Source organism: Deltaproteobacteria bacterium (assembly GCA_022340465.1).
Taxonomy (GTDB): domain Bacteria; phylum Desulfobacterota; class Desulfobacteria; order Desulfobacterales; family B30-G6; genus JAJDNW01.
On record JAJDNW010000011.1, the window covers coordinates 1 to 16,934 of the forward strand.

The following is a 16,934-nucleotide window of genomic DNA, read 5'->3' on the forward strand; positions in this document are numbered from 1 at the left end:
CCGAGATGGTCCGAGCTTTCCACCAAGTGCACCGGACAGCCTTGCCTCGACAGAGAAAGCGCGGCCGTCATGCCGGCAACCCCGCCACCCACGACAAGAGCGGCGAATCTTACCGGCAGCTCCGTTTCCTGAAGCGGGCCGGCCAGAAAAGATTTTGCAACCGCCATCCGAACCATATCCTTGGCCTTGATAGTCGCCAGGTCGGGATTGGCGGCATGAACCCAGGCATCCTGGTTTCGAATGTTGGCCATTTCCACAAGATATTTATTCAATCCGGCATTCATCAGCGTTTCCTGGAAAAGTGGTTCATGAGTTCTGGGTGTACAAGCCGCCACTACGACCCGGTTCAGATTTTGCTCTCCAATGACGGCGGTCATTTTATCTTGGGTGTCCTGTGAACAGGTAAAAAGATTTTCTTCGACGTAAACAACACCGGGTAGTTCTTTTGCGTATTCGACAACGTCGGGAACACGAACGATTCCGCCGATGTTGATGCCGCAGTTGCAGACAAATACGCCGATGCGCGGTCTTTGCCGTCTCACATCCTTCTGGGCCGGCACTTTCAAAACACGGGTTTGCGTGTTCCGGGCCGGGGCGAGTTTTTCCGTTGCCGCGCAGGCTGCAGCACTGGCTTCCATTACCGATTGGGGAATATCCTTCGGCCCGGTAAGAACACCACAGGCGAATATGCCGGGAACCGAGGTGGCCACCGGATGGAAGCTGTCGGAATCGGTAAAATGATGACGATTCAACCCGATGCCGAGCGTCTCCGACAACCGAACAACCTCAGGGTCGATATCCAGCCCGGTGGAGAGAACGACCATATCGAATGTCTCCACTGTAAGAAGGCCTTCCCCGTCGATATAGCGCAGGGAAAGATCGTCGGTTCCCGTCACCGATTCCACCGTGTGGATCCGGGACGGAATAAAGCGGACACCCGTTTTTTTGGCCTTTTCAACATAGCGGTCAAAATCTTTTCCCTGGGTTCGCAAGTCCATGTAGAAAATGGCACAATCGAGCGCTTCGTCGCTGTGATCGCTTGCCATAACCGCCTGTTTGACGGCGTACATGCAGCAGACCGAGGAACAGTACCCATTGTCACAACGATTGATTTCGCGCGACCCGACACACTGCAGCCATGCGATTTTACGCGGGTGTTTTCCAACCGCTTTTTTGCCTCGCATGCTGGAAGGCCGCAACAGGTGGCCGGCATAGGGACCGGTGGCGGAAAGGATGCGCTCAAATTCGAGTGACGTAACCACATCCGGCAGCGTATGGTAGGCGTAAGTTTCGAGTCCGGCCGGATCGAAAGCCTTGAAACCGGGCGCCAGGATGACCGAGCCCGCCTGCAGAGAAAGCTTTTTGCCCGTGTCGTTGAAATTGATGGCTCCGGAAGGACAGTATTGTTCACAGGCACCGCATTTTCCCCCCTTTTTCAGGAAAATACAGTTTTCAGGATCGATGGCGTATTTAAGCGGTACGGCTTGGGAATAGGAAACATAGATCGCTTTGCGCTTGGTAAGGCCCTCGTTGTATTCATCCGCCACTTTTCTGGGACATTTTTCCGCGCACACTCCGCAGGCGATGCATTTTTCCATGTCCACATATCTCGGACGCTGAAACACAGTGACCGTGAAATCGCCCTCTTTCCCGTCGATGGCGACAACCTCCGAAAGGGTTAGCAGTTCAATGTTGATATGCCGGCCGACCTCGACCAGTTTGGGGGAAATAATTCACATGGAGCAGTCGTTGGTGGGAAATGTTTTGTCAAGTTGCGCCATGGCACCGCCAATTGCCGGCGATTTTTCCACCAGGTAGACATAAAAACCTGCGCTGGCTATATCCAGTGCAGCCTGCATGCCGGCAATCCCGCCGCCGACCACCACCACAGCTCCCTTAATATCTTCAACGTTTCGATCTGGATTCATAAAAGGCCTCTTTTGTTCTGCTTTCTTAACAGCAACCCAAGAAAAAACGGCAGCACGCAGCTCCCCATTCACTCCTGCGTTACCACTGCGGGGTTCACTCTTTGAAGAATGCCTTTTCAACGGTTGTATTCAGATCATCGTCGGTGAAAGGTTTGGTCAGATAATCAGCGGCACCCAGTTTCATGGCCTGTACCGCATTCGACATGGTCGAGTATCCTGTCATAACGATGATGCAAGGCATCGGTGACATGTTGCAGACCTCCCGCAGAATCTCCATTCCGTCGACATCCGGTAATTTTATGTCCAGTAAAATGACCTCGTACGTTTCCTTTCTGATCGCCTCCAAGCCGGTTCTGCCTGTCAGACAGCGGTCAACCCTATGGCCCCTTTCGCCGAGCACCAGTTTACACGCGTCGCAGATAACGCTTTCATCATCTATCACGAGAATGCGAATGGGTTTTAGCGGTTTCATTTTTCAATAGGCAACGAATCGCATGCAGCGGGACCTCTATCGACATCGGAACCAATTTCCGGGATCGACAAAGGTGCACCGCCTACCAGGCTTCTCTTTCCAGACGTTTGTAGATAAACATGAGTTGTTTTTGGGTAAGCTCACCGACATTCTGGTTGATCCATTTCAGGTCTCCGGAGACAATCGCCGCCTTGGCCTCGCTGGAGAGGTGGTATCCCTCCAAGGCACTGGAGCCGTTTTGCATCAAATCTTTCCAGAAGTCGGAATCTTCAGCCGTTCGATTCAGAACCTGCGTAACCTCCCGCTTCTGGATGAGCCTCTGTTCCTCTGTTTCAGCCTTTTGGGCTTCTGTCTTGACTGCCGTTTCCTCTTGGGTCGACAGCGCTTCGGCAATGGCGTTTTTGATCTCTTCTTCGGTAAAAGGCTTGGGCAAAAAATCATGCACCCCCATTTTCATGGCCTCCACGGCCGTGGCGGTGGTACCATATCCCGTGATGACGATTACCTCGGTTTCGGGTTTCTGTTCTTTGACCTGCCTGATGATTTCCATGCCATTGATATCGGGCAGCCGGAGATCGGCAACCAGCAGTTCAAATTTCTTTTCCCGAAACGCCTTCATGGCCAGCTCGCCCGTACCGGCGAGAGCAACATCATACCCCTCTTCGGTAAGAACCATCTCCAGGCCCTTGGCAACGGTTACATCATCCTCCATGACCAGAATATGGCGAGGAATGTGGTCTACGCCAAACCGGTATTCTTGTAATGCCGTCATGTTGGCCCCTCCTTTTGTTTGCGATTAGAGTAAATTCTGACAGCATTTTATAATGTAGACAGCAAACCATGTGCCAAAAATGACACGCCCGCCCATTAAGCTAATTATGCATTGAATTCAAATTGTTACAATTTTTTCAGGCCGATCTCATTCCGCATCGACAACAGCGAAGTGCATATTAATTTATATGCTTCAAAAACCGCTACATACAAATTGAGTGTGATTTCTAATTGTTAGGAAATGTATAATAAATTATACGCTGGTATGCTTTTTCATACGACATGACTGCCGTCGGCTGGAAGGGGATGTCTCTTCATCGAGGGGAAATCTTGTGTTTTTTCAGAAGTGTCGAAAAATTGGACCGCTGCATGCCGACACGTTTAGCGGCATGGGTGATGTTCCAACCGGCTGCCTGCAGGGCTTTTCTAAGGAATTGTTTTTCGATGGGGCCATAATGCGTTTCGATGATTTTCGATTTGATCTGTTTTAGTTCATTCAGGGTCTGCGGGTCATTCCCGGTCGAGTGGTCATCCCCGGTATAGAGATTGCTTAAAAGGTGGCGGTATCCCAATACGTTTCTGTCGGACATGATGACCAGTCGTTCGACGATGTTTTTTAGCTGCCGCACATTGCCCGGCCAGTCGTAAGCAATCAGCACCTCTATGGCTTCATCTGAAAAGCCCTTTATTTGCCGCCCCATCTCCTTGCTGAAGGTTCGCAAAAAGTGATAGGCCAATCTGGGAATGTCGTCCCTGCGATCTCTCAGGGGAGGGATGTAGAGCGGAAGGACATTGAGGCGATAATAAAGATCTTTTCTGAAAAGGCCGTCTTGGGTCATCTTCTTTAAATCCTGGTTGGTTGCAGCGATGACGCGTAGGTCCGACTCCCTCGCGTGGCTTGCTCCCACCGGTTTGTACTGGTGGAACTCCATCACTCTTAGGAGTTTAGCCTGGAACTCGCAGTTTAAATTGGCGATCTCATCCAAGAACAGGGTGCCACCGTCGGCAATTTCAAAAATACCTGCTTTGTTCTGAGAGGCTCCCGTGAAGGCACCTTTGACGTGTCCGAACAATTCGCTTTCGAGGAGTGTGGAAGAAAATGTGCTGCAATCGATGGCGATGAACTGCTTAACCGCACGTTTGCTGTGGGCGTGGATCGCGTTGGCAAACAACTCTTTGCCGGTGCCGCTTTCTCCGATGATGAGGACCGTGCTGTCGGTCGGTGCGGCCTTGCGGATTTCATCAAATATTTCCAAAATTTTTGGATTTTTACCGATGATATTGCTGAAATCGAATTTTGCGAAAAGCTGTTCCCGGAGGATGAGGTTTTCCTCTTTCAGCCGTTTGTTCTCAATGGCCTTGGCAGCCGACAGGCGCAGTTCGCCATCGTAAAAAGGTTTGGAAAGGTAGTCGAAGGCCCCCAGCTTCATGGCTTCTACGGCGTTTTCTACCGAGGCATAACCGGTCATGACGACAAGGTTCACTGCAGGCTTTTCCTGGTGTATGCGTTTTAGGATTTCCAGTCCGTCCATGTCCGGGAGTTTAATATCGATCAGAACCAGATCGTAGTCGTTGCGCAGGGCATGGGCGACACCTGCAACGCCTGTCTCTGCAGCCGTTACCTGGTGGCCGGCTTCGCCCAGCACCAGCTTGCAGGCATCGCAAATCACCTTTTCATCGTCGATGACAAGAACGCGGGCCGGGGTGATCTTGGTTGTCGATCTCAACGGTTTCCCTCACGCTTCACCCCAGGGTTGCAAAAGCCATGGGGCAACAAATAGTTACCATGTTGCTCGTGCGACCATGGGGATTATTGAATAAGAGGAAGGCTGATGGTAAATCGGCACCCGCCTTCCTCGAGATTCTTCATGTTCAGGCGGCCCTTGTGATTGCGGATGATACCGTAACTGACGGACAATCCAAGCCCGGACCCATCCTGTTTGGTGGAAAAAAAGGGATCAAAGACCCTGCCCATCTGCTCCAGTGGGATGCCGGGGCCGGTATCGGAAATATGGACGACGATCCGTTTGCGGGAGGAATCCTCCAGGGTCTGGATCGTTATGCGGCCGTTCTTGTCAATCGCCTGGGCGCCGTTCAACAACAGATTGACAAAAACCTGTTCGATCTGGCCCTCATCCAACAAGGTTGGACTGATGTTGTCCGCTAAATTTCTGGCAAGCGTTATGTGCCGCAGTTTGAATTCGTTTTCCAGGATCTTATAGGATTTTTCGAAGATGTCATTGATGTTGGACAGAACTTTGGTCGGCTCTTGTTCCCGGCTGAATTCCAAAAGTTCCTGTATGATCACTTTACAGCGCTTTGTCTCGCGGATGATGATGCCCAACCCCTCGTGAAAGGGGCTTCCGGCAGGCGCCTTTTTATACAAGTTGGAGCTGTAAAGGAGAACCCCGGCTAAAGGGTTGTTGATTTCATGGGCAATACCGGCCGCCATGCGGCCTAAGGCAGACAGTTTTTCCGTGTGCAGGGCCAGTTGGTCATATTTGGTTTGCTGGTCTTCGATATAGCGAACCTTTTCGATCGCGCAGGCACATTGGGCCGCGAGCGATTCAAGAAACTGGATTTCCTCTTTTGAAAAATCCCGGGGTGTGTCGAAGCAGATGCGCAGTATGCCGGCGATCTGGTTTCTGAATTTGAGGGGTACGTCGATGACCTTCTGGATGCCTTCGGTGGCGATCTCTTTTGGATATTGAATTCGCGGATCGTGTTGAACATCCTTGATAACGATGGCTCGATTTTCTTTGTACAAATCGGTGATCAGATTTATTTGGGTTGCCGGCCTTTTGGACAGGTATTCCTCGCTCAATCCATATGCCGAGTTGAGCTCCAACTCCCCCGTATCCAGGTTCAGAACCCGCAGCATCGTACCCTTGGCGTTCAGCGCTTCGGCCGCCTTCCAGACCACCAGTTCGAGAACTTCCTGCAATTCCGTGCTGGAATGGACCATTCTGCTGATTTCCCGAAATGCATTGTAGAACGTTTCTATCTTCTTTAATGACTTCATATGCTTTCCGTTTGCTGTCAGCGGCATGCGCCCCTTTTTAAAAAATCATTTCGCGAATTTATCGGCAAGCTCATGATCGATGACATAGATGCAGATCTCCTTGGCGCCCTGCGGCGTATATTTGCTTTTCTCGCAAAGATTGGACATCAAGAAGGTGACGTCCTCCCGTATGCGCCGGTCGTGGGACTTGAACGACGCTTCGTTAAAATCCTTGATCGCCTGACGGAAATTTTCATTTTTGAGGAAGGGCTCAAGCACCTTTTCCTTCAGGTTGAAAACGTAGCGCTCGTGCAGGCTTTGATAAAGCTCGGTTTCCTTTAAGGGGATCCCCTCCAGCATCACCTCCTGCGTCATCGTCTTGGATGCGTATGCTTTCTGGGTGTCGTACCTGAAGGACAGGCGCTTCTTTTCATCCTGACTTTCCCCCAGCAGCCGGCGCTCGATGCCCTCGAAAAATGCATCTGAAATCTCGATCCGGTCACCGGTAAAAATACAGGTGGCCACGCTGCCAAGGTCAAAATTGCTCGCAAAAAGGTAGTTCAAAAGGTCCCTTTCAATTTGAGCCTCGTTGTAATAGTAAAGCGACTCCTTCACCTCCTGCAAAATGGTGTAATCATACATATCCAGCAGCGAAACGAGAAACTGATCGGGAATCGAACGGTTCAAATCCTGACGTATCTTGGTAAAAAACAGGCACAGCGTGGACATGTCGATAAGCTTGTCCTCTCTGGCGTATTCGGAGTAAAACTCGCTGAAGATCTTAATTGAATCCCGTCCCGAAAAGCCACGGGCGCCCTCTGAGACCGATTCAGCGATTATTTTCCGGCGCCGCTTGGCCGTGAAGCGTTTGCGGTCCTCTTCGGTAAGCCAGGAAGGGATGTACCCGGTGTATATCTCCATTTTCAGAAGCTGCAGGTTTTCGTCGCAATAGCGACCGTATTTTTTAGGATCGCCGATCCATTCCAGAAGTGCTTCGGATTTGGTACTCAAACGCGTCGATATGATGACACGGGCGAAATTGTGCAGCACGCGCGGAAGGAAACTGTCGTCGATATGCCTGCCGAAAATATTCCGGTAAATGGCGACTTCCGTGTTGAGGTCGAGCACATAGGGAATGTTTATGTATTCGATGCGGTCTGAAAACGACGGCAAATTCTGCACATTTTTTTTGTCTTCGGGGTTCATGAGCGCCATGAGCAGCGAGTTGACGTTTTCTTCGATATCTTCAACCTTGTGGACCCCTTCACTGATGATGTTGTGAAGTTCGATCAAACGCTCTACGTTATGCGACTTGATATCCATGAGGGCGTAAATGCCGTTGTTGGTTTTAGCATACCGTGAAAACAGATATTTCACCTGGTTGCTGTCACGCAGCAGGTTGTTGATGCGGTTCTGCAGTACCGGGTTGCCCATGATGTTCTGACGCATGGGACGGTCACCAGGATTGAACACGCTGATGCCCTCCCCCAGCCGCCGGTTGAACTGATAGGGGCGCGCGTAAAGCATGCGAAACACCTTCAAAGGATTCTTGAGTCTTCTCAATAAAGCCCAGTAAATCGAACTGCAAATGGTGCAGGACGAGTCCCTGAAAATCCATTCATACTCTTTTTCCGTAAAGAGCTTCCATTTAAATTCATCGTTGGCAAGCAGGTCGTCCAGAAACCTACGCCGGTAATGCTTGGGGATCATGACGATGGGGTGGTCATGGCTCGGGCAGGGAACCTCTATATATTCTTCATCGGCCTGCTCCGCTTCTCCGGCCTCGCGTGCCTCCCCCCACTCCCTGACCGGAAACGGCATCCCGGCCCCCGCATCGTTTTCATCAACATCCTCCCGGCTGGAAAAGGGCGCCATCACCTCGACCACCTTATCAAAGATTGGGATCCTTTCCTCCTCGGTCAGACGGCCCAGAAGATTTCGATCGAGACGCCACAGCGATTCGAACCGGGAGCCTTCTTCTGTCTTGGTGTACTCCTCGAATTTCATCAGGAGATTGTTTAAAAAGGTGCTCTTGCCGCACCCCGGCGGCCCGTGAAAAATATAGATCTTGTTTTGTTGCGTGCCCCTCCTGAGCGCCTCCACCTGTTCCATGAAACGGTTGGCAAAGAGCCTGTCGGCGAAAAAGGGATGATCGGTCCCTTCCACAAACAGCTCCGCGCAGTCGTAGTTCACGAAGTGGATCGATTCGGGGTCATCGGGATATTCGTCCTCTTCTTCACTGACAAAGGTTTTGATCATGTCGTGAAATACCTGGAACACATTCCTCAAGACCTGATGCGGCCTCGCAACCATCGTTTCCAAAAACTCCTCAAATGAAACCGGCATGTTATGATGACGGTCGCTGATAATACGGTCCAGGTTCTGCATGGCCGTGCCGACCTGGCGGCCGCTCTCTTTTTCGGGTCCCGGCTTTTCCATCGCGCCAACCTACAATTCACGTCTGCTGAGTTTTCGATTTTCCATCTTGTATTCCACCCGCCGCCAGACGATGCCTCCCGGTTCACCGTCTACTGGTGTCGAAATGGCCGGATAGGCTGCCGGTGTCGGTGGTTTTTCAGGTGTCCTGGCCGCCACTTCGCTGGTTTCCAACTTGACCGGTTTGCCCCACAAATATTCGATGCCCATCATGGTGTTGGCGATGAACTCCTTCACCAGGGGTTTGCCTTCGAAATGATGCACCAAATACAGTTCCTGACCGTCGTCATCCCGGTCTTTGACGGTGATATGGGGAGGATGGTAGAGTGTATTCCCAATCATCTTTAGGTACTCACCGACATCGCGACTTCTGACGTAGTATTCCCAAACCATCTTTGTTTTGTTCAGCCTCTTTCCGGCCACAAATAGGTTGTGGCGGTTCATGAACTCCTGGGTCAGAAAGATGTTGATGAACATGGAGTCGCAGAAATTCTCACGTACGCTGAAAATATAGTTTCGGCCTTGGCCGGTTTCGGCGTCAAACGTCTTTCTCGCCCCGGCATCCCTCAGACGCTGGAACGCAAAAGCGTAGCGGCCCTTGTCGGCCATCTCCTCGATTTCTGAAAAAAGCCGCATTCCCAATGCGTAGGGGTTCAAGCCCACGCGCGGCAGAAAGGTCACCGCGGCGTTGACCCTGGCAAAATCCACTTCGTGGCCACGGATGCGCTCGTCCTCGATAAACAGCCGCTCGTGCCAGTAGCTGGCCCACCCCTCGTTCATGATCTTGGTACGGATCTGCGGCTGGAAGAACAGGCTGGTCTTGCGGACAACCTGCATCACCGTTTTCATCCACCGGTTCTCTTCCCTGTTCAAAACGTCCGAGTGCTCCATCAGATATTGAAGCAGGTCCAGGTGCCCGTCGGATTTCTTTTCCAGGTTTTTCTGGAACAGCGCCCGGAACTCCGGGTGCTTCTTCTCTACTTCCGCAAAGAACGAGTCTTCGCCCAGCTCGCCGTTTTCACCTATGCATTGGTTGTAGCGTTCTATTTCCTTGACATACGTGTTGATCTGGACATTCAGAACCGTCTGCAGAAAAATGTCGAAATAGTAATTCAACCGCTTGCTCTGATCGTCTCGGGTGCCGCCGTTCATTTCCGCCAGCGTTTCATGATACCCCACCAGGTTGTCTATGCCCCTTGCGAATTCAATGACATAGTCCACCCACTTGTTCTTTTCAGCCCGCAGGCGCGCGATCAGACGCTTGTCCGCCAGTGCCTGACCGGTAAAATCGTAGTCCCAGGTGTGTTGAAAGTAGATATTGTTCTGAAAAAAATCGATGTGCCCCAGCACATGATAGAAAATCATCACGTTGAGCCAGTCGGGGTTGTTGTCGTTGTAAAAGGAGATCGCCGGGCGTGTGTTGATCACGGTCTCATACGGGTTGCCCGGATAAAGCTCATACTTCCCTTTTTCCTTGAGCACTTCCACATCGTGCACCCAGTAGTCGTAGAGGGTCGGTATCATCAACTTGGGAGACAGTTCCAGAAGGTCGCGGTTGGTGACGATGTATTCCAGACTTTCGTCCTCGAAACGCAGCCCGGCCTCCCGGGCGCGTTCCTTGCAGCCCTCCATGATCTTTTTGGTATGTTGGCCGATGAGCTCCATAACACAAAACCTTTTTTCGGCGGTTACATCGTCGTTTTTTCTTCTTTTTGGCGGAAGCCGCTCATCATTGCCCCCTCAAACCCAAGGCATCCTTTCGATATGCCGCCTTGAAAATATCAGGAACGGTCATGCACGCCATTCGTAACGCTTTTCTGGCGATCACGATAGAAGGACGCTGCTGTTGTCTACCAAACACAAATCACGACACACCAAACACCGGTTACGAAATCAACCGTTTTATGCCCTCGATCAACCGCGGTTCATCCGCATTTTCCCGCACGGCATCCAGCCTGAGAAGCTCCTTTTTTTCGTTCAGCAGGCCGGATTTTCCGATATATTTCTCCACTTCCGTTCCGCGGTGCGTGGTGCCGGCATGCTCGGCGATGGTTATGCCTACACGGTTGGCATAGGTCAGCATTTTTTTCAGTTCGGGAAGGGCCTCCACGCCCTCCTTGTCCCAGTCGTCGCCATCCGTCCCGTGGAAGACATAGATATTGTAGTCCCGTGACAGGCTCTCCGCTTCCACGATCTCGTTCACCAGACGGTAGGCCGAAACCACCTTGGTGCCGCCTGCTACCCTGGAGTTGTAGTAGGTATAGAAATCGTCCACCTCCTTGGCCGACGTGTCGTGGAGGATGAAGCGCGACTCCACTTGGCGGGCGTACTGATAAAGCAGCCAGCTGTAGATCAGGACATGCTGGGTCACCACCAGTTCGGTCACCTTGCCCTGCATGGAGCCCGAGTAATCGCGCAGGAAAAATATCATGGCCTGGGATTCGTAGTCCTTCTCCTTGGAAAGGATGCGGTAGACCCTGTCCGCGGGCGTTATCAGAAAGCGGGTCGGGTCTATGGCGAAGGGGTCTGTAAGGTTGCCCAGGTTGATGTTGGTCTCCACGATTTCACGCAGGGTCGCCTTCTTGTCGAGCACCTGGCCGAATCCCTTGTGCTTGTCTGTCAGGTCGTAGGTGTAGCGCGTCAGCGACCGTTTTTTTCCCTTGTCCTTGAGGTTGGGCAGTTCGAACTTCTCGGTCAGTATCCTGCCCAGGTCGTAGGCGCTGGATTCCATTTCATGGGGGCCCTCTTCACCTTCCCCGGGGCCGGCACCGCTGCCGGGTTCGGGCGTGCGCACCGGCTCTTCGCCGATCACCTCGCCCTCCTGGCCGTCACCCGAACCGCCGGAAGCCTCTTGTTCGTCATCCCGCACCGCCAGCTTGTCATGGATGAATTTTTCTTCGACCGTCGTGGGCACCACCACGACGCGGTCCTTTCCGCCCCGTCCCGGCTTGACCATGCGGCCCACCCGGATTTTCCGGGGAAACCCGTCCGCTTCCCGCTGCTTGTCCTTTTCCAGCAGTTCGTCCAGGGAGCGCAGCCCGGCATGATAGTCCCCCGAAGCGAGCCTCATATCCTGGAGAACCGACAGATCGTGATAGTCATAAAATCCGTCCACATTGCCCTGAATTTTCTCGCCGCTGCCCGGGTCCCTGACAATTCTGTCCTCCGGAACGCCGTGCGACCCCTCGAACCGGACCTCCGCCAGGACCTTCTCCTCCTCCTCCGGCGTCAGCCCGCGGACTTTTAATTTTTTATATAGGTCGATCAGGCTTTTGTTCACGGTTTACTCCAGCAATTTTATTTCTCATCCTCCTGGGTACAGAAGTACTCAATCGTCTTCTGGGCACAGGTGTTGCAATACCCCAGCTTGTTGAGCATCGTGTCTATCATGCGGTCGTAAAGTTTCTGATTCTCCTCGTTTGTGCGGTTGGCCAGAGCGCCGATCAGACTCCCGGCGCCGGCGATGTCGGATTTCAACCGGACGTCGGTCACCGCCTTGACCAGTTCGAGGTTGTCCATGAAGTCATAGTCCGGGTCCACGGAAATCTTCTGACCATATATCTTGCGGATGGAGGTCCGGAATGATTCCCGCTGCTCTTCGGTTTTCAGGCCCAGCCGCTCCTCGACGCTCTTGATATAGCGCTCGTCCACTTTCAGTGCCTTGAGTTCACCGGTCTGCGGATCTTTGTATTTCCACATTTTGTCCGCACCCAGGTTTTCGGCGTCGATGCCGATGATCATGTTCACGTAGTTGATCACGTCTTTGCGGATGGCCAGAGGTTCGTCCATATAGGCGTTGAACATCTCGGTCATGATGCGCTCACGATAGAGGCCCTTGGCCGTTTTCAGGTCCTCGAGGTACTTGACCCTGTCGTTGGCGTCGGTGACATAATCCAGGATAACCCGTTCCATGGACCGAAAAATGTCGTAGGCAAACATGCAGCGTCCCTCGTTGGTTTCCGAGCTCTCGATGAGCAATTGGATGGATCTTCCCAGGTTCCGCTGGCCGAGCCCCTTCTGTCCGAAACGCTTGGTTATGTCCGGGTTCTGGCTCAGGCTGTCGATCACTTCCGCGAGCGTTTTGATGCTTTTTTCCCCGGCGACCTCCCCGGCGGCCAGTTTCATGGTTTCGATGGGCGTCAGCTTCTCCGACCGCGGCAGCCGCGTCATCACCACCGCCGCCGATGCGGCGTAGTTCAGGTTGGGATCCTGGTGGAGTTCCTCGCGCAAAAAGGTCGTCCGGGCCTCGCTGCCGATGGCGTAACCCGTGAGGTCTTTCTGCAGTACGTAATTGGTGTTGTGCGAGATGTAGGATACCCGGCAGCGGTCGACGATGGGCGCCTCCTCTTTCTCTTCCAGAAAGCGATTGAACTCGGAGTTGTTGGAGGTGGCGATGATCAAGGAGTCGATGGGCCATTTGAAGCCGTCGATCTCGATGTTGCGGTTCTGGATGACACCGAGATAGACCTGGACCAGGTCCTTCTTATTTTTGAATATTTCATCGCTGAAGTGAATGCCTCCGCCGGCGACTCGGGCCAGAGCCCCGCGCCGCAGATCAAACCGGTAGGGGTTGTTGGTGTCGATGATGTGCAGCAGGCGCTGGATGGATTCCTCTCCCAGAAGATCCACGGCCGAAGAGGTGATCTTGTCCTTTGCGGGATATTTCCCGGTTACCGTTCCCAGGCTTTCCGTGAGCGGCACCGGGAAAATATCGACCATCTGGAGCATTTTGTCCATGTCGCCATCGGTAAAGTTGCGGATGTCGTTCCAGATGTATCCCGAACAGGCCCCCAATGGCCTGTAGTTTTCATAAAGCCGCTCCACTGCGGCATCGCTGAACCCAAAGCTCTCGCCCAGAAACCGCCGGTTTTCTTCCGCGTTCTCGAACAGGTTCATGGCCAGGATGGCAGGGTCCTCGTAAGTCTGCGATTCGATGACCGCAATCCTGCCATAGCTTCCCAGCTTATCCATACCGTTGAAGCGGAACGTGTACCGGCGGTTCGGATCTTGGGACAAAAACTCACGGTACTTTTCACACACGAATTCAACAAAAAAGGTCTTGCCGTTTCCGGGCTCGCCGACAAGCACATAGGCCATCTCCTGCGACGAGCCCCCTTCGGCGGCGTCTTTGACATAGGAAACGAAGCTGTTGATCTCGTCGTACATTCCGATCATATGCTTGCGCCCCGTACGGAATATGCTGAAATCGTAGGTAGATTTTCCATTGACCGTCACCTTGCCGATGTCGCAGTCGAGGATCATCCTGGCCACGGCCTGAAACGCGTTCTCGAAACGCCTGTTGCCGACTTTGACTTCTGACATGTGATGATGAAGCGCCGAATTCGTTTGCTTAGCCATTGTTACCTCCCATGCAGTGTGGACTTCGACTTCAACGATGAGGTGGGCCTCGTCTTTCAGCCCTGATTGCACCGCCTTTCATGGCCTTCGGCTACCTGTGCCGACGGGAATGTGGGCTCTTGTTCACCAGCGGCCCTGGTGCCGATACCCCTTGAGAATAAATTTCAGAATTCGTTGTTGTCGCGGGAAATCGTGCACCCTTGGGTTGTGATGGCGCATATCCAGTGAGCGATGGAACAGGGCGGCATGTTTCCCATGTTCATCTCTGGTAGAAGGTGGGCTGTAACTTGATGACTGAATGCTGCTTTCTACAGATGCCACAGGCATTCTGCAAGTCAGGGTCGCGTCAGCTGCGATAGATCTGTAAAAACAGTTGGCATAATTTTTCTCGCTGTTTAAGAATAACGATCTATAGACCACTTTTCAACAAAAAACGGAAAAATTGATAAATATGCCCGTCTTAATCCCTCCATGGAAAAAACAGTCAGAATGGCGGGAGCTGCACAAAACCCTGGCCGCCCTGATCTCCAGCCGTGAGAAAGGGCTGGCCGACGCCAGGACCGCTGCCCGGAACATCCGCATGCACTTAGTCGACGTTGCCCTTCCAATGGAGAATCTCTGCCTGGAGACCTGCCGGTTTTGCCCGGGCGTCTGCTGCCGTGCGGCAACGGTATGGGCGGACTTCAAAGACGCCCTCTTCTGGCACCTCGCAGGGCAAAACATTCCCCCGGCGCAAAACCTGTCCCGGGCAGGGCAGACCTGTCGTTATCTCGGCGCGAAAGGCTGCACCCTGCCCCGTCTGTCACGGCCGTTCATGTGTACCTGGTACATTTGTCCCACCCAGGTCTCCCGGTTGAGAAACCTGCCGCAATCTGCCTCCTGCACAAAGCTGAAAATGACCCTGCAAACCATAAAAGATCTGCGCACGGAAATGGAAAATGCCTTTATTTGCGCAGTATTATGATCCTACCACGCACGTATCGGATGCCAACATTTTTCCTTGACACAACCACAATTGTAGCTGTAATGTAGCTCTTAAAAAATTCCTCTCCACAATTTCGCTTACGGCTGTCGGATGCGGAGGATCTCACCCAACCCACATTCATCGAGGACCATACCATGCATAAACTTCTCAGCGATAACCCAGGTAAAAAAATGCTCCTGCTCGGCAATGAGGCCATTGCCAGAGGAGCCATAGAAGCGGGCGTCGCCTTCGGTTCCACCTACCCGGGCACGCCCTCATCCGAAATTTCCCTGGCCTTTTTCCAAATGTCACAGGAAAGCGACCTGTATTTCGAATACAGCACCAATGAAAAAGTGGCCCTGGAAGTGGCCGCAGGCGCGGCCAATTCGGGTGTGCGCACCATGTGCATGATGAAGCATGTCGGCCTCAACGTGGCAGCCGACCCGCTCATGACCCTGGCTTATGTCGGCGTCACTGCGGGCATGGTGATCGTGGTCGCCGACGACCCCTTCATGTTTTCAAGCCAGAACGAGCAGGACAACCGCTATTATGGCAAACTTTCCGGCCTGCCCATTCTCGAACCGTCCTCGGTGGAAGAGGCCAAGGAGATGGTCCCCTATGCCTTCGACCTGTCGGAGCGGCTCAAGGAACCGGTCATCCTCCGAACAACCACCCGCATAAACCACTCGACCGGCATCGTAGAATTAAAAGAGATTCCGCCACGCGTCGTCAAGGGCGCCTTTGTCAAAGACCCCATGCGCTGTGTAACCGTGCCCGCCGTATCCAGGGGTCTGCATGTCAAGTTACTGGAAAATATCAAGAAAGCGGAGGAGGTCGCCGCCTCCTCCCCATACAATTTTATCGAGGGCGACGGTCCCTGGGGCATCGTCTGCAACGGGGTTTCCTTTAACTACGTTTCCGATGCAGTCAGGGACCTGGGCATTGAAAACAGAACCAGGATACTGCGCATCGGCTTCTCCCATCCCATGCCGGCTTCCCTGGTCCAAACGTTTATCAAGGGCTGTGAAAAAATCCTGGTGGTCGAAGAAGGCGAACCCTACATGGAGGAAATGGTCAAGGTTTACGCTCAGGAGGCCAATCTGGGCATTCCCATCCGGGGAAAGGGTGACGATCTTTTTTCACGCCTTTACGAATTCAATCCTGCGCAGGTCAGGCAACATGTCGCCGCCTTTTTCGGTGCAGCCTATACCGCCCCCGCCCAGACGGACGTTTCCGATGTCCCTGACATCCCCCAAAGGCCGCCCAACCTCTGTGCCGGCTGCTCCCACCGGGCGACGTTTTACGCCATCAAAAAGGCCACCGGTGGCTTGGATGTCATTCACCCTACGGATATCGGCTGCTACACCCTCGGATTTCTGCCGCCCATGGCCATGGGCGACTTCGTGATCTGCATGGGATCTTCGGTCAGTTCCTCGTGCGGTTTTTCCCGGGCGACGGACCAAAAGGTTATTTCCTTCATCGGAGACTCGACCTTTTTTCACTCGGGCATCACCGGTCTGGTCAACGCCGTTTTCAACAACCACGATTTTACCCTGGTGATTCTGGACAACGGCACGACGGCCATGACCGGCCACCAGCCCAACCCCGGCGTGGACATGGAAAATTTCAACCTGAACGGCTACGGACGCGTTTCCATCGAAGCCCTGGTGAAGGCTCTGGGCGTCCAGCACGTATCGGTCATCAAGCCCTACCGGTTGAAAAAAAGCATCGCCGCCATCAAGGAGGCCCTGGACTTCAAAGGGGTGTCGGTGGTCATTGCCCAGGAGACCTGCACCCTTTTTGCCAAGGGGATTAAAAAGATCAAACCACGCGCGTTTTATGTGAGCGACAAGTGCAAGAACCATCGGGAGTGCATAGAAACGTTCACCTGCCCGGCCTTCTTCATCCAAGGGGACAAGCCGGCCATTGACGCAAACACCTGTGTCGGTTGCGCCGTCTGCGCTCAGATCTGTCCCGAAAATGCCATATTACCTTTAAAATAGA

At 53.0% G+C, this 16,934-nt stretch carries 11 protein-coding genes; 2 read left to right on the plus strand and 9 right to left on the minus strand.

Annotation, left to right across the window (positions count from 1 at the left end; genetic code table 11):
• The 9 genes from LJE94_01780 to LJE94_01820 form a co-directional block, all read right to left on the minus strand.
• A partial coding sequence (locus LJE94_01780; GenBank protein MCG6908834.1) for an FAD-dependent oxidoreductase occupies positions 1-1,928 on the minus strand: 1,928 nt, incomplete at its 3' end.
• Positions 1,929-2,022: 94 nt separating this feature from the next.
• The gene (locus tag LJE94_01785; protein MCG6908835.1) at positions 2,023-2,400 is read right to left on the minus strand and encodes a response regulator; all 378 of its coding nucleotides are present in this window, start codon (positions 2,398-2,400) and stop codon (positions 2,023-2,025) included.
• Positions 2,401-2,482: 82 nt separating this feature from the next.
• A complete protein-coding gene (locus tag LJE94_01790; protein MCG6908836.1) occupies positions 2,483-3,172 on the minus strand; it encodes a response regulator in 690 nt (229 codons plus the stop codon).
• 313 nt (positions 3,173-3,485) lie between these two features.
• A complete protein-coding gene (locus LJE94_01795; protein MCG6908837.1) occupies positions 3,486-4,898 on the minus strand; it encodes a sigma-54 dependent transcriptional regulator in 1,413 nt (470 codons plus the stop codon).
• An 83-nt stretch (positions 4,899-4,981) separates the two neighbouring features.
• Positions 4,982-6,193, minus strand: coding sequence for a GAF domain-containing protein (locus LJE94_01800; GenBank protein MCG6908838.1), 1,212 nt, complete (start codon positions 6,191-6,193; stop codon positions 4,982-4,984).
• Between the two features lie 45 nt (positions 6,194-6,238).
• On the minus strand, positions 6,239-8,560 hold the full coding sequence (locus tag LJE94_01805; protein ID MCG6908839.1) for a serine protein kinase PrkA: 2,322 nt from the start codon (positions 8,558-8,560) through the stop codon (positions 6,239-6,241).
• 60 nt (positions 8,561-8,620) lie between these two features.
• A complete protein-coding gene (locus LJE94_01810; GenBank protein MCG6908840.1) occupies positions 8,621-10,273 on the minus strand; it encodes a SpoVR family protein in 1,653 nt (550 codons plus the stop codon).
• A gap of 220 nt (positions 10,274-10,493) precedes the next feature.
• Entirely contained in the window at positions 10,494-11,888 is a 1,395-nt protein-coding gene (locus tag LJE94_01815; protein MCG6908841.1) for a DUF444 family protein, read from the minus strand.
• Between the two features lie 17 nt (positions 11,889-11,905).
• The gene (locus tag LJE94_01820; GenBank protein MCG6908842.1) at positions 11,906-13,966 is read right to left on the minus strand and encodes a serine protein kinase PrkA; all 2,061 of its coding nucleotides are present in this window, start codon (positions 13,964-13,966) and stop codon (positions 11,906-11,908) included.
• A gap of 451 nt (positions 13,967-14,417) precedes the next feature.
• Between LJE94_01820 and LJE94_01825 the strand changes: the two genes are divergently transcribed.
• Both LJE94_01825 and iorA read left to right on the plus strand, forming a co-directional pair.
• A complete protein-coding gene (locus tag LJE94_01825; protein ID MCG6908843.1) occupies positions 14,418-14,930 on the plus strand; it encodes a hypothetical protein in 513 nt (170 codons plus the stop codon).
• A gap of 155 nt (positions 14,931-15,085) precedes the next feature.
• The gene (gene iorA, locus LJE94_01830; GenBank protein MCG6908844.1) at positions 15,086-16,933 is read left to right on the plus strand and encodes an indolepyruvate ferredoxin oxidoreductase subunit alpha; all 1,848 of its coding nucleotides are present in this window, start codon (positions 15,086-15,088) and stop codon (positions 16,931-16,933) included.
• Position 16,934 lies beyond the last annotated feature (1 nt).

What these genes read in the sequence shown, in the direction of transcription:
- LJE94_01785 (MCG6908835.1), bottom strand. Translation starts at nt 2,400, where the DNA reads ATGAAACCGCTAAAACCCATTCGCATTCTCGTGATAGATGATGAAAGC.
- LJE94_01790 (MCG6908836.1), bottom strand. Translation starts at nt 3,172, where the DNA reads ATGACGGCATTACAAGAATACCGGTTTGGCGTAGACCACATTCCTCGC.
- LJE94_01800 (MCG6908838.1), bottom strand. Translation starts at nt 6,193, where the DNA reads ATGAAGTCATTAAAGAAGATAGAAACGTTCTACAATGCATTTCGGGAA.
- LJE94_01805 (MCG6908839.1), bottom strand. Translation starts at nt 8,560, where the DNA reads ATGCAGAACCTGGACCGTATTATCAGCGACCGTCATCATAACATGCCG.
- LJE94_01810 (MCG6908840.1), bottom strand. Translation starts at nt 10,273, where the DNA reads ATGGAGCTCATCGGCCAACATACCAAAAAGATCATGGAGGGCTGCAAG.
- LJE94_01820 (MCG6908842.1), bottom strand. Translation starts at nt 13,966, where the DNA reads ATGGCTAAGCAAACGAATTCGGCGCTTCATCATCACATGTCAGAAGTC.
- LJE94_01825 (MCG6908843.1), top strand. Translation starts at nt 14,418, where the DNA reads ATGCCCGTCTTAATCCCTCCATGGAAAAAACAGTCAGAATGGCGGGAG.
- iorA (MCG6908844.1), top strand. Translation starts at nt 15,086, where the DNA reads ATGCATAAACTTCTCAGCGATAACCCAGGTAAAAAAATGCTCCTGCTC.